Source organism: Mycobacterium sp. HUMS_12744610 (assembly GCF_041206865.1).
Lineage (GTDB): Bacteria > Actinomycetota > Actinomycetes > Mycobacteriales > Mycobacteriaceae > Mycobacterium > Mycobacterium servetii.
Map to the genome: position 1 here is coordinate 3219226 of NZ_JBGEDP010000001.1, position 13120 is coordinate 3232345.

Annotated in this window: 10 protein-coding genes; 4 read left to right on the forward strand and 6 right to left on the reverse strand. The window is 70.5% G+C overall.

Annotated elements, in window-relative coordinates:
- The first annotated feature begins 45 nt into the window (after positions 1-45).
- Entirely contained in the window at positions 46-882 is an 837-nt protein-coding gene (locus AB8998_RS15890) for a DoxX family protein (RefSeq protein WP_369738752.1), read from the forward strand.
- 22 nt (positions 883-904) lie between these two features.
- On the opposite strand, the gene AB8998_RS15895 is transcribed toward AB8998_RS15890, so the two are convergent.
- From AB8998_RS15895 to AB8998_RS15905, 3 genes are read right to left on the reverse strand one after another with little or no spacing between them, the layout of a single operon-like run.
- Positions 905-1393, reverse strand: coding sequence for a gluconokinase (locus AB8998_RS15895; RefSeq protein ID WP_369741604.1), 489 nt, complete (start codon positions 1391-1393; stop codon positions 905-907).
- Positions 1394-1431: 38 nt separating this feature from the next.
- Entirely contained in the window at positions 1432-3435 is a 2004-nt protein-coding gene (locus tag AB8998_RS15900; protein ID WP_369738753.1) for a DUF7064 domain-containing protein, read from the reverse strand.
- 18 nt (positions 3436-3453) lie between these two features.
- Positions 3454-4959 (reverse strand): carboxylesterase/lipase family protein, encoded by a 1506-nt coding sequence (locus AB8998_RS15905; RefSeq protein ID WP_369738754.1) that lies wholly within the window; start codon positions 4957-4959, stop codon positions 3454-3456.
- A gap of 88 nt (positions 4960-5047) precedes the next feature.
- On the opposite strand from AB8998_RS15905, the gene AB8998_RS15910 reads away from it, so the two are divergent.
- Together AB8998_RS15910 and AB8998_RS15915 are read left to right on the forward strand one after the other, a co-directional pair.
- Complete coding sequence (locus AB8998_RS15910; RefSeq protein ID WP_369738755.1) at positions 5048-5719, forward strand: hypothetical protein; 672 nt, start codon at positions 5048-5050, stop codon at positions 5717-5719.
- A gap of 177 nt (positions 5720-5896) precedes the next feature.
- Positions 5897-6742 carry a cation transporting ATPase C-terminal domain-containing protein gene (locus AB8998_RS15915; protein ID WP_369738756.1) on the forward strand — a complete coding sequence of 282 codons (846 nt, stop codon included), beginning with the start codon at positions 5897-5899 and terminating at the stop codon, positions 6740-6742.
- Here the strand turns inward: AB8998_RS15915 and AB8998_RS15920 are convergent.
- Positions 6709-7923 carry a cytochrome P450 gene (locus tag AB8998_RS15920; protein WP_369738757.1) on the reverse strand — a complete coding sequence of 405 codons (1215 nt, stop codon included), beginning with the start codon at positions 7921-7923 and terminating at the stop codon, positions 6709-6711. The genes AB8998_RS15915 and AB8998_RS15920 overlap by 34 nt on opposite strands.
- A 94-nt stretch (positions 7924-8017) precedes the next feature.
- Here AB8998_RS15920 and AB8998_RS15925 point away from each other — a divergent pair, with 94 nt between their 5' ends.
- Positions 8018-8647: a TetR/AcrR family transcriptional regulator gene (locus AB8998_RS15925; RefSeq protein WP_369738758.1), complete on the forward strand. Its 630-nt coding sequence runs from the start codon at positions 8018-8020 to the stop codon at positions 8645-8647.
- On the opposite strand, the gene AB8998_RS15930 is transcribed toward AB8998_RS15925, so the two are convergent.
- Together AB8998_RS15930 and AB8998_RS15935 are read right to left on the reverse strand one after the other, a co-directional pair.
- The gene (locus tag AB8998_RS15930; protein WP_369738759.1) at positions 8644-10392 is read right to left on the reverse strand and encodes an AMP-binding protein; all 1749 of its coding nucleotides are present in this window, start codon (positions 10390-10392) and stop codon (positions 8644-8646) included. The genes AB8998_RS15925 and AB8998_RS15930 overlap by 4 nt on opposite strands.
- A gap of 57 nt (positions 10393-10449) precedes the next feature.
- Complete coding sequence (locus AB8998_RS15935; protein WP_369738760.1) at positions 10450-13110, reverse strand: sugar epimerase family protein; 2661 nt, start codon at positions 13108-13110, stop codon at positions 10450-10452.
- Between the last annotated feature and the right edge of the window lie 10 nt (positions 13111-13120).

Sequence of the window (13120 nt, forward strand, 5' to 3'; positions counted from 1 at the left end):
GGACGGGGCGGTTTGTTTGCGGGCGCGTGGGGTAACCAGGCTGCCATGTTGATCCGCAGAATCGCGCGGCCGCTGTTGTCGGCCGTGTTCATCGGGCAAGGAATCGATTCACTGCTCAACCCCAAGGCCGCGGCCGAGGCCGCGGCGCCCGCGGTGGGTGGCCTCCAGTCGTTGCCGGATCCGGTGGGCAGCAGCGTTCCGAGCGACCCGCAGACCGTCGCGCAGATCACCGCGGCGGTCCAGGTCGGGGGTGGCCTGCTGCTCGCCACCGGGCGGATGCCGCGCGTCGCCTCGGCGGCGCTGGCTTTCACCGTGTTGCCGGGCAACCTGGGCGCGCACATGTTCTGGAGCGAGACCGACCCGCAGCGCAAAGCCGAGAAGCGCAAGGATTTCCTGACCGACCTCAGCCTGCTGGGCGGTCTGATGATCGCGGCCGCCGACACCGCGGGCAAGCCGTCGCTGGGGTGGCGCGGCCGCCGGGCGGCCGAGCGCCTCACCGACAAGGTGTCCTCGGCGCTGCCGGACCTCTCGGACACGGTCGGCCCCGACCTCGACGAGCTCGGCGAGAAGATCGTGCACGGGTTGCAGGCGCGCGCCGAACGCGGCCGCGAACTGGCTGGCGAGGCCGTCGAAAGGGCCGAACCGCTGACGAAGAAGGCCCGCAAACGCGGCGAGAAACTGGCTTCTCAGGCCGCCGAGATCGCCGAGCAGCCTTGGGCCCGGTCCGCCCTCGAGCGCGGCCGCGACCTGGCCGACACCGCCCGGGCCCGCGGCGAGCACCTCGCGGAATCCGCACGTCATCTCGCCGATTCCGCGAACGGCCACGCGGCCGAGAACGCGCTGGAGCGGGTCGGTTCGAAAGTCAAGCGCCGGATTCGCTGAACGGGCAGGCGCGCAACAGTTTTCAGCCGTCGGCGCACCGGCGCGCCGCCGAAGCGGACAGGTAGGCGTCGCAGATCGCGCCGACATCCCGGCCCACGTCGACGGTGACACCGGCCTCGTCGGCGCCGAGGGGCTCGAGCACCTCGAACTGCGACCGCAGCAGCGCGGCCGGCATGAAATGCCCTGCCCTGGCGGCCACCCGGGCGCCGATGAGCTCCGGCGAACCACTGAGGTGCAGGAACTCGACGCGCGGGCAGTGCGCGCGCAACCGGTCGCGGTAGGCGCGCTTGAGCGCAGAACAGCTTGCCACGCCGCCGGATCGATGGCCCGCCAACCACTCCCCGACCGCGTCCAGCCACGGGCGGCGATCGTCGTCGTCGAGCGGTTCGCCCGCGGCCATCTTGGCGATGTTGGCCGGCGGGTGCAGGATGTCGGCGTCGACGAACGGGACCCGCAACCGTTGCGCCAGCGCCGAACCCACCGTCGACTTGCCCGCGCCGGAGACACCCATGACCACGATCGGCGGCGGCACACCGGCCCCGGCTCGGCTCACCTGCTCGCCAGGTTGCGGTTCCACTCCACCCAGCCGACGCCGCGACGGCCGTCCGTGGCGGTGACGGTGACCCAGGCGCGCGGGAACTGGCTCACCCGCCCGTCGGCGGAGACCAGCCGAACCGGCGCCTGGCCGCTCACCTCGATGTCCGCGGCGATCCCGCCCGGGTCGAAGACCACAGTCGCGTCCAGCGGTAGACCGTTGGCGCCGAATGCTTCCCGCGAGTCAACCGTGTGCACCTCGGTGACATTGTGGTCGGGGTCCTGGACGTAGCCGAAGCTGAACGCCGGGGCCCCGGGGATGCGGATGTTCACGCCGTGCAGGTGCGTGCCGTCGTCGAGGTGCAGCGCGCTCCATATCCAGTCCATGCTCCACCAGTCGCGCACCCCCCAGGAGTGGTCGCGCTGTCCGGGCACGGAGGCGACGCGGTAGCTGGTGCCGTCCACGCTGACAGTGCCCGAGACCGTGCACGGGATCTCGTAGCGCGTCGTGAGCCGGTACTTGTACGGGGCGCCGTCGGTGGTCCACACCAGCTGCATCGTCATCTCGACCGGACTTCCCGGCTCCCCGCGCAACAGGGCCGAGGGGTCGTCGTACGCCCGGGCCTGCGCGCGGAGGTCGACGCGGTAGGTCCGCAGCGCGGCGGTGGCCGAGTGACCCAGCTCGACGGTGTCGGTGGCCACCACCCACGGGTCCGCGGGCAGCGGAACCAGCGCGTCGACGGCCACCGTCGCCATGCCGGGGCCGCACAGCAGCGCGTGCACCAGGGCCTGCCGCTGGTTGGCGATCAGTCCGAGGCGGAACCAGCCGCCCAATCCCTGTGCGGGATCGGCGAAGTCGGCATACCAGCTTTCGCTCCACAGCGGTTCGGCGGTCGGGGCGTGCGCAAGTTCGTCGTCCTCGTCCGGTCGCAGCGACTCGGGTGCCTTCGCGGCCGGCAGCGTCGCCAACGCGTCGGTGTCGATCACGTGCTCACAATGCCGTTGCAGCATCGTCATGAACATCCGGTCACCGCGCTCGGTGCGCTCCACCAGCATCGAGGAGACGATCGCCATCATCACCCCGAAAAAGCTCTGGCGGCGCACACCTTCGGCTACTTCGGCCAGGCCGATGGGGGCGTCGGGTCCCAGAGCCTCGTGGTAGGCGCGCAGCAACGCGTCGTAGTGCTCCCGACGGTCCGGCGGCGACAGCGCGCACCCCAGGAAGTAGGCCAGGTCGGTCAGCGCGGGGCCCCACGAGACGGTCTGCCAGTCGACCACGGTCAACGCGCGGTCGGCCCCCTCGCTGCCGAACAACATGTTGTCCAGGCGGTAGTCCCCGTGCACCAGCCCCTGGATCCGGTCCGGCTCGGACTCCTGCGCCAGGTACCCGTCGAACGAGGCCACCAGCCGTTCGCACACCACGCGGTGCGCCGGCTCGATCTGCTCGCCGTAGCGGTCGACGAAACCGGCATACAGCGGGGCGACCATCGCCTGGCTCAGCGGCGACTCGCGGTTGAGCCACGGCGCCTCGGCCAGCGCCGGATCCCCGAGCAGCGGGCCGTGCAGCCGTCCCAGCTCCTCGACGCCCAGTCGTGCCTGTTCCGTTGTGGCGCCGGCGATCTCGTCGCCGACGACGGCCGGACCCGCGTCGCCGAGCAGCAGGTCGAAGACGCCGGTCGTGGTGTCGACCGCGGCGTGGTAGCAGGGCGCGACCGGGCCACCCAGACGTGGCGCGATGTCGCCGTAGAAGCAGACCTCACGTTCGTAGAGACCCAGCGCGAGCCCGGTCTGGCGACTCATCGGATCGGTCGCGGCGACCTTCAGCACCACCGACTCGGGCCGGTCGGGGCCGGCCGGCCCGTCCGCGTAGCCGAGCCGCACCCGGTAACACTCGCTCATCTGGCCGGTGCCGATGCGCTCCACGGTGAAATCCGCGACGGGTGCGCCGATCGCCGCGCTCAACCAGGAGGCCGTGAGGTCGTCGGGGCCTTCGATGACTTGCTCGGTGTCGGCGTGCATGGGGGTCAGCGTGCCAGGTCAACGCGCCAGTGAAAAGCCTTCCCAGGCCCTCCGGCGATGCGGATGCGGGTCGAACTCGACGCGGCTCCTGCGGTCGAAAACCATGACGGCGCGGTCCTCGGCGATGTAGGCGGGCCAGTCGTCGCCGGGTACCCCGGTGCGGCTGAAGGTCCGCCAGCGGCGCTGCACCTCGTTGCTGACCCGCAGCGCGGCCCGGCGGTCGGCCGCGGCCGTCAGCAACGCGCCGAACCGGGTCCGATAGATGTCGAAGACCGCGAACAACTCGGTGGCATGCGTGGCGCCCAGACCCGACCAGCGCAGGGTCCGCGGGGCGTAGTCGTAGCGGTACAGGTAGGTGGGCGCGTGGGCGCCGTGGGCCTCGGCGATCTGCCAGGCCGCCGAGCCGAACGCGAAGTCCCCGCCGAGCTGGATACACGCCGACGACGCGGGGTAGTCGGGGTAGGCGGCGGTGATGCGTTCGCGCGCAGCCGGTTCGGCGTCGGCCAGCAGCTCCTCGATCATCGACTCGTTGGTGGGCAGCATCCGCAGGAAGCGGGTGAACAACCTGCCCTCCTCGGCGTTGGTGCCCACGACGAGCGGCACCCGATGCGCATGCCCGCGCCGCATCGCCTCGACGGGGTCGGCGGGCAGGACGTCGTCACCGAAGACGGGACCGATCGGGAAGGCACCCAGCCTGTCCTTCATGCCCTGGTCGAGCAGGCGGTGCTGCGCATCGACCAGCTGCTGCGGCGAGGCCTGCAGCAGGGCCTGCGCGGCGCCCCGGGGCCGGGCCCCGAGCAGTTCGGCGAAGCGGGTCGCGAACTCGGCGGCGGTCTCCTTGGGCCGCGTCATGCCCGAGGCCGGACTTTCGGCGATCGCGCGGGTGAACAACCCTGCGGCGGCGGGCACCGCCAGCAGCGTGGCGGTGATGTGCGCGCCCGCGCTTTCGCCGAAGACGGTGACGTTGTCCGGGTCGCCGCCGAAGGCCGCGATGTTGTCGCGTACCCACTGCAGCGCCAGTACCAGGTCGCGCAGGAAAAGGTTTCCGTCGATTTGGACGTCGGGTGTCGACAGCGACGACAGGTCCAGGCAGCCCAGCGCCCCGAGCCGGTAGTTCGCCGACACGTAGACGCACCCGCGGCGCGCCAGCGCCGCACCGTCGTAGAGCGGCGTCGCCGAGCTGCCCAGGATGTACCCGCCACCGTGGATGAAGACCATCACCGGTAGCGGCTCCGCGCCGCCGGATTCGGGGGTGACGACGTTGAGGGTGAGGCAGTCCTCGCTCATCGGCTGGTACTTGCCGACCCCGAGCAGGGTGTATCGCCGCTGCTGGGGCGCGCAGTTGCCGAATCCGTGGCAGTGCCGCACCCCCGACCACGGCCGCGCGGGCTGCGGCGCGCGGAAGCGCAGCGGCCCCAGCGGGGGGCGGGCATAGGGGATGGATCGCCAGCGGTGCACCCCGTCGCGGGTGAAACCTTCGACGGCGCCGGCGGCCGTGTGCGCGCGGACGGTGCGCTCATGCATGTCCCGACCGTAACCGACACGACGCGCACAACGCGCGCGCAGCGCCGCATTCGGGGCTGGTTCGTGGCTCGGCGGTTAGCCTGGCCCAATGCGGATCGCCGCGCTGGTCGCGCTGACGTTGCTGGTCGCCGGATGCTCACACGGCGACCCCGGTCAGCCCCCGCCTACCGGCCAGGCGCCTGAGACCTCCCCGACGACGAGCACCACCGCCTCTGGGCGGCCCGCCCCGCCGGCCGCGCACGCCGCGATCTCGGAGGTGATCGCCTGGATCGAGGCGGGTCACCCCGCCGACCCCGCCGGCTTCCACACCGTGACGCGCGACGGCGTTGTAACCCCACTGGGCGGCGACGTCGCCTTCACCGCACAGGCCGGCAAAGTCGCGTGCATGACCGACGCCAAACACACCGGGCCCGCGCCCGTTTGCCTGGTCGAGTTGACGAATCCCCCGCCCGCGCCAGCGACCGCCTACGGCGAATGGAAAGGCGGGTGGGTCTTCTTCGACGGGACGAACCTGCAGGTGGGCGCGGCCCGCGGCGACCCCGGTCCCTTCGTCGACGGTGACGGGCCCGTGCTGGCCGACGGTGATTCGCTGTCTTTCGGCGACTACCGCTGCCGGGCCGACCGGTCCGGCCTGTTCTGCGTGAACTACGCCCACCGCTCGGCGGTGCGGTTCGGCACGGCCGGCATCGAGCCGTTCGGCTGCCTGCAGCCCGTGCCGCCGCCCGACGGCGTCGGCCTGGCGTTCGCCTGCCCGCCATGATGGGCGAACACGTCGAGAATCGGTCGTGACCTTGGCCTCTGTCCGGCGGCGCCGGCCCGCCGCGGCCGAATCGCGGGTTCGGCCGCCGAAGCCGAGCGCGACCTGACGCTGCTGGGGCTGCTCGCGCTGGAAGACCCGCCGCGCCAGGCGCTGCCGCGCCGCGGCCACGTGGTTGCCATGACCGGCGTCGGGGTCAACGACGCGCCGGCCCTGCGCGAAGCGGCAATCGGGGTGGCCATGGGCCGGTCGGGCACCGACGTGGCCCGCGAAGCCGCCGACCTGGTGCGGCTCGACGACAACATCAGCACCATCGTCGCCGCCGTCGAACAGGGCCGGGCCACGTTCGCCAACCTGCGCCGCTTCCTCACCTATCACCTCGACAACGTGGCCGAGCTCGCCCCGTTCGTGGTCTGGGCGCTCAGCGCCGGGACGTTCCCCCTCTCGATCGGGGTGCTGCAGGTGTTGGCGCTCGACATCGGCACCGACGTCCTGACCGCCCTGGCCCTGGGGGCGGAGTCGGCCGCCGCGCACGTGCTCGAACGGCCCCGGCGCACGGACACCTGCTGGATCGGCGACTGTTCGCGCGCGTTCGGGGTGCTGGGCCCGGCCGAGGCCGCCGTAAAGCGCGGCGCCTTCCTGGCCGCGTTCCTCGCCCTCGGCTGGCGGCCGGGTGCGCCCTTCCCGCACGGTCCGGCGCTTCTCGCAGCCTCTGGGGCCGCGTTCACCGCCGTGGTGTTCGGGCAGGTGGCCAACGCCTTCGCCTGCCGCAGCACGACGCGCCCCGCCTGGACCGTGGCGCGGCGGACCACCCGCCTGCTGCTGGTCGCCGTCGGCGCCGAACTCGCCATGCTGGCGGCCTTTTTGTATCTGCCACCTGCTCGGCCAAACCGGCCCGACGTGGGCCGGCTGGCTGACCGCCCTGCTCGCCGTGCCCGCCGCCGACACGATCCACAAGCGGCTCCGCGGACGTGGCGCGGTGACAGCACGCGTCACCAGCTGACCGGAAGCTCCTTCATGCCGTAGATGTCGGCCTCTTTGAAGCTCAGCTCCTCCGGCGGTACGGCCAGTTTCAGCCCGGGCAGCCGCCGCGCCAGCGTGGCGAACGCGACCTGCATCTCGACCCGCGCGAGGTTCTGGCCGATGCACTGGTGCGTACCGTAGCCGAAACCCAAGTGCCCCCGGTTATTCCGGCCAGGATCGAAGGTCTCCGGGTGGTCGGTGAACTCGGGATCCCAGTTGCCCGCGGGCAGGTTCATGACGAGGAAGTCCCCGGCACGAACCACTTGGCCGCCGAGGGTCAGGTTCTCGGTCGCCACGCGATCGACCTGGCTGTGCACGATGCTGAGGTAGCGCATCAGTTCCTCGACGACGTTCGCTGCCGCCGACGAGTCACCGGTCTCGCCGAGCCGGCGGAACACGTCGGGATTGTCCAGCAGCGCAACGGTTCCCAGCGAGATCATGTTCGCGCTGGTCTCGTGGCCGGCCAGCATCATCACCACACCGGTCATGGCCGCGGTCTCGCGGGTGAGCTGGCCGGTCATGACGTACCCGGTGACCAGGCGGCTGATCAAGTCGTCACCGGGGTCGTGGACCCGGCGCTCCACCAGCTCGTGGATGTAGACGTACATGGCCCCGAACGACTCGGCCCGCTGCTCGTCGGTTGCGCTCGTCTGCAGCCCCACCGTCGAGTGGTGCTGGAACAGCCCCAGGTCCTCAGCTGGCACACCCAGCAGCATCGCGATGACCAGCGAGGGCACCGGCAGCGCGAAGTCACGCACCAGGTCCGCGGGCGGCCCGCCGGCGATCATCCTGTCGAGGTGCTGGTCGACCAGATCCTGGATCTGCGGGCGCATGGCCTCGCAGCGCCGGAAGGTGAAATCGCGAGTCATCATGCGCCGCAACCGATGATGCTCGGGATCGTCGACCCGCGCGAACATCACCGGGATGGTGCTGTCAGGTCCCGCCGGCTTCAGGGCGGCCGGGATGGTGTCGGCGGACAAGCGCGGATCCAGCAGCGCCGCCCTGATGTCGCGGTAGCGACTCACCGCCCACGCCGGCCGCCCGTGATACATGACCCGCCGCAGCCCCGGCTCGTCGCGCCAGTCCACGAACTCGGCCGGGGCGGCAAGGGGACAGTGTTCGGCGCGCGGGAGGGGGATGGCCGGCAAGTCGGTTCCGGGGCAGAAGTCCGAAGTCGTTGTCATCACCGGGCTTTCCCATTAAGTGTCAGATGGCTGCCAATTCGATCGAGCGTAGAACCCGGCCAACCGACCGTCAACTGTCAGTTACCCTGAGACGATGACGGCGGTTGAAGATCGGCCGCTCCGGTCCGACGCGGCGCGCAACGTTGCGCGCATTCTGCGCAGCGCACGCGCGGTGTACAGCGAGTTGGGCCCTGACACTCCCCTCGAGACCGTCGCCCGCCGCGCGGGCGTGGGGGAACGGACCCTCTACCGGAGGTTCCCGACCAAAGCCGCCCTGGTCCGCGCCGCCCTGGATCAGGGCATCGCCGAGGACCTCACGCCGGTGATCGAGGAGGCCCGCCGAGCCGACGACCCACTACAAGGCCTCGCCCAGCTGATCGAGGCGGCGATCTCCCTCGGCGCGCGCGAACACAACCTCCTGACCGCCGCACACCGGACCGGATCGCTGACCCCCGACATCTCGGTCGCGCTCAACGACGCCCTCAACGACCTTGTCCGCCGGGGCCAGCGGTGCGGCCGTGTTCGCGACGATCTGGTGGCCGACGATCTGCCCCGGCTGGTCGCGATGCTCTACAGCGTGCTGTCGACGATGGATTCCGCCGGCGGTGGCTGGCGCCGCTACGTCGCCCTCGTCCTCGACGCGCTATCCCTCGACGAGCGCCGGCCGCTCCCCCCGGCGCCCGCTTTCCGTTATGCGTCCGGGCCGAACAGCTGGCCGCTCTAGTCCGAGTTCACGCGGACGAACTCGTTCCGCCGGTATAGCTCCACGCACGCCGACCGTCTGATCTTGCCGCTGGTGGTGATCGGAATCGAACCGGGTGCCACCATGACCAGATCCACGACCCGCAGGTTGTGTGAGGTCGAGACCGCCGCGACGACCTCGCGCTTGACGCGGGCGAACTCGTGCGTCGCATCCTCGTCGGAATCGCTGCGCTTCTTGACCTCCGCGACGACGACGAGCTGCTCCATGCCGTCATCCGGAACGGCGATCGCCGCCACCCGGCCCCGGGTGATCTCCTGGATCGTCGCCTCGATGTCGTCGGGAGCGTGGTTACGCCCGTAGATGATCAGCAGGTCCTTGATGCGCCCGACGATGAACAGCGCTCCATCGCAGACGAAGCCCAGGTCCCCGGTCCTCAGCCAAGGCCCCTCGGGTGTGCCGGCCGACGGCTCGACCAGCACGGCGCCGAAGGTGCGCACAGTTTCGTCGGGCTTGTTCCAGTAGCCCGCGCTGACGTTGCCCCCGTGCACCCAGATCTCGCCGGTCGTGCCGTCCGGACACTCGGTGTGGGTCTCGGGATCGACGATCCGCACGGTGGGCCCTTGCAGCGCGGGGTAACCGACCAGCGCCGTCCCGGTCCCGCTCGCGCACCGTTGCGCCTGGCCGGCGGCAAGCTTCTCGGGCTCGAAGTCGACGATCTTCGGGGGTTCACCCTCCGTGCTGGTCGCCACGTACAACGTCGCTTCGGCGAGCCCGTAGGTGGGCCGCAACACGGTGTCGCGCAGGTTGAAGCGGGCAAACCGCTGCGTGAAGCGCTGGAGCGTTTCGGGGCGTACCCGTTCGGCGCCACTGATGATGACCGCCACGTTGCCCAGGTCACGCCCGGCCATGTCGTCGTCCGTCGTCTTACGGGTCGCCAGGTCGAAAGCGAAGTTGGGCGCCCCCGTCGATGCGCTGGGATAGGACGACAGCAGCTGCATCCACCGGGCCGGGCGTTCCAGAAAAGCCGCGGGGCTGGTGAGCACCGCACGGCACCCCGCGAGCACCGGTGTGCAAACACCCATGATCAAACCCAGGTCGTGATAGAAGGGCGTCCACGACACAATCGTGTGGTCGGGCGGTTCGATGCCTCCGTTTTGCGAAAAAAAGCCGGCCATCGTCAGCTTGTAATTGACCTGAAGGTTCGCATAGGAAACCATTACGCCCGCCGGCCGGCGGGTCGACCCGGACGTGTATTGCAAATACGCCATGCTTTGGTAGCTGCTTTCCCCGGTATCGAATCGGGCCGGTGCGTCCAGGTCGAGCAAATCGACCTCGATGAGCGAGGGCGCCTTTTCCCCGGGCCGGTTTGTGACATGCCGGGCGACGTCGCCGACGACGGCGGATGTGGTGAGCACGGCGATCGCCGACGCATCGCGCAGCACCGAATCCACCCGCTCATCGGCGACCCCGCCCAGCGGCACCGAAAGCGGAACCGCGATGACCCCGGCCTCCAAAGCACCCAGGAAGGCCACGATGTAGTCGAGCCCCTGGGGCGCCGATATCACGGCACGGTCCCCGGGTGAGGCACAAAGCCTGAGTTCGCGCGCGACGTTTCGCACCCGCCGATACAGCTGCGGCCAGGTCACACTTTCGGCGACGCCGGCCCAGTCCCGCTCGTAGTCGACAAACGTATATGCCACGTCGTCGGGCTGCAGAGCGGCACGTTTACGTAGCAAAACCGGAAAAGGGGTCCCAAGCACGGGCATGAGAGTACCGTGGCCGTCCGCGCTGCACCGGCGGAGCGGTTAAGTCCTTTTCTGTCGCTAAGAGTTGTTCTCCCGAACCGGCGGATCGCCGTCGGGACCCGGTTCGAGCACCTGAATTTCGCCCGTGGCGCCGTCGACCTCGACGAGGGCGCCGGACGGCAACAACCGGGTGGCGCCCTGGACGTCGACCACACACGGGAAGCCGAACTCGCGGGCCACCACCGCCGCGTGCGACATCGGGCCGCCCAACTCGGTGACCACCGCCGCGGCGTAACAGAAGGCCGCCGTGTAACCGACGTCGGTGACCTCGGCGACGAGGATCTCGCCGGGTTGCAGGTCGTCGATCGTCTCGGGTCGCACGACGCGCACGCGGCCGCGTACCCGTCCTCCGCACACGCCGACGCCGCGCAGGGTTCCCCCGCTGCCCAACGCCACCCTCGAGTCGATCGCGGGTTGCCAGCTTCCGCTGAAGACTGCCGGCGGGACGACACCGGCCAGCCTGAGCCGTTCGGCCCGGCGGCGCGCCACCAGCCCCGCCACGTCCGCCGGAAGCGCGTCGAGTTCGTCGACCAACAGGTAGAACACGTCATCGCAGGCTCCGAAAACGCCGGTATCGGTCAGCCGGCGCCCGTATTCCCGCAACAATCCGCGCAGCACCCAGTTGGCGCGCACCATCTTGTCCCGGCGCACCTCACGATCGCGCAGCTGCCGCACAAAAAGCGACGCCACGGGTTTGGCTTGCAACGGGATTCGCGGATGCTGCGGAACCGGCGCCGGCGGCGCACCGATCGCCCGGGTCACCATCCGCACCAGCAATTCCGGATCGTCGGCGTAGCTGGTCGAGAGCATCTCGAGTTCGGCGGGGCCGCGGTGCCCGATCAGATCCAGCTCGGCCAGCACCGCGGCGTGGAATTCCGGAACCTCCACGGCCAGCTTGCCGAGGCGTTCCCCCGGTTCGGCCAGTAGGCGTACCACATCCGGGTTGTGTTGTGCCGCAACCACAAGCCGCTGCACCGCCTCCACCGACCGCGCGCTGACCAACTCCGGACCGGCCGGCGGGGCGGTGTCTCGCCCGCACAGGCCGCGCAACAGCACGTTGTAGGCGGCACACAACATGAACGACCCCGAGGCCAGCACCCAGCTGTGCACGACGTGATCGCGCGCCAACGCGATCAGGCTGAGGAGCCGGGCGTCGTCGAGACGGGTGAGGTCACCGCCCGCGAGACGTTCCAATCGGTCGACGTCCGCGACGAAGGCCCGGGTGTCCAGCGTCGAGCCGGCGCTCAGGCCGACTTGGTTGACGGCGAATACCCCAATATTGCGGACGGTGCGCAGTTGTTTGCGTCCCCAACGCGTTTCCGGCGAGGGGCGCTCCGCACCGAAGATCGGCAGGGACGCCATGCTGGGGCCGAAGAACCCGCTCTTGCTGACCACCGTCGCGGGCTTGACGAACGGCACCGTCTCCGCCATGAAATGCGCCGTTGTGATCGCCCCGTAGAGGCGGTGGGCGAACACCGCGACCATGCGCATCGCGATTTCGCGCTGAACGATCCCCCCTGGCCGCAGCCGCTCGGCGACCCCGACGCCGGCGGTGCGCAGACCGCGAACGGTGACCGACGCCGATGACGGCGAAAACGGCCCGGGCAGCGCCTCGGACAGGTTCGTGGCCAGGAAGGTCGGGAAACGAGGGTCGATCAAGGTGTCGAACTCGCCGTTGAGCCCGTCCGGGCCGGCCGGTACGGGCACCACCCCGTCGTCGGCGGGCACGTCGGCGGCGGGCGGGTCGTCGATGGTGGCCAGCCGCCACGGCAGCGAGACCACCCGCCGGCCCACCGTCAAACGGCCGCGCAGTCCCATCGCGAGATCCTCGACGCATTCGTCGGCGTTCCATGCCGGTTCGAATCCCCACTCCTCGCGCAGCCGCGAGGTGTCCATCAGCGCGGCGCGTTGCAGCATTTCCAGCTCGCACAGCGAGGTCAGCCGCCGCCGCAGCGGCGCCACGAGCGGACCGCCCAGCGGGACTATCGGCCGGCCGGCCGCGGCGGCGAGCTGCCGAAACGTCGGGACGCCCGGCGCGGCGAGATTGACCGGGCCGCCGGTGATCCCGGTGTCCAGCAGGGCGCGGGTCAAGACCCGCAGCGCGTCGTCGAGATGGACAACCTGTACCGGCGCATCGGCGGAGCTCTCGGGCAGCAGCGGTAGCGAGAACAGCCGGCGCACCCAGTTGTCGACGCCGCGACCGACGACGAGCGCGCAACGGATCGTGACGGATTCGACGTCGGAGGCCGCCAGCATCTCCTCGACCCAGGCTTGCTGCACGCCGCCGGGGAGGGCCGGCGCCGTCGTGTCGCGCTCTGTGTGCGCGGCTCCGCCCATCCCGTAGACGTGCGCCGACGACGGAAAAACGATGCGCCGAGCACCGGTGTGCGCCATCGCTTCGAGGACGTTGACCGCGCCGCCGAGGTTCACCTGGTCGCTGATGCGCTGCTCGGGTCCGGGGGTTTTCGCCCACGCGCAATGCGCGACGACGTCGGCCCCGTCGACGCACAGTTTGACCGCGACCGCGTCCCGGATGTCGCCCACGATGAACTCGGCGGTGCTGGGCCAGCTTTCGGGCCGATGCCGCGCCAGCCCGACGACGTCGTGCCCCTGGCTGAGCAACCGGGCGGCCAGCCCACGTCCCAGGACCCCGCTCGCCCCCGTGATCGAGACTCTCACCGACTGCCCC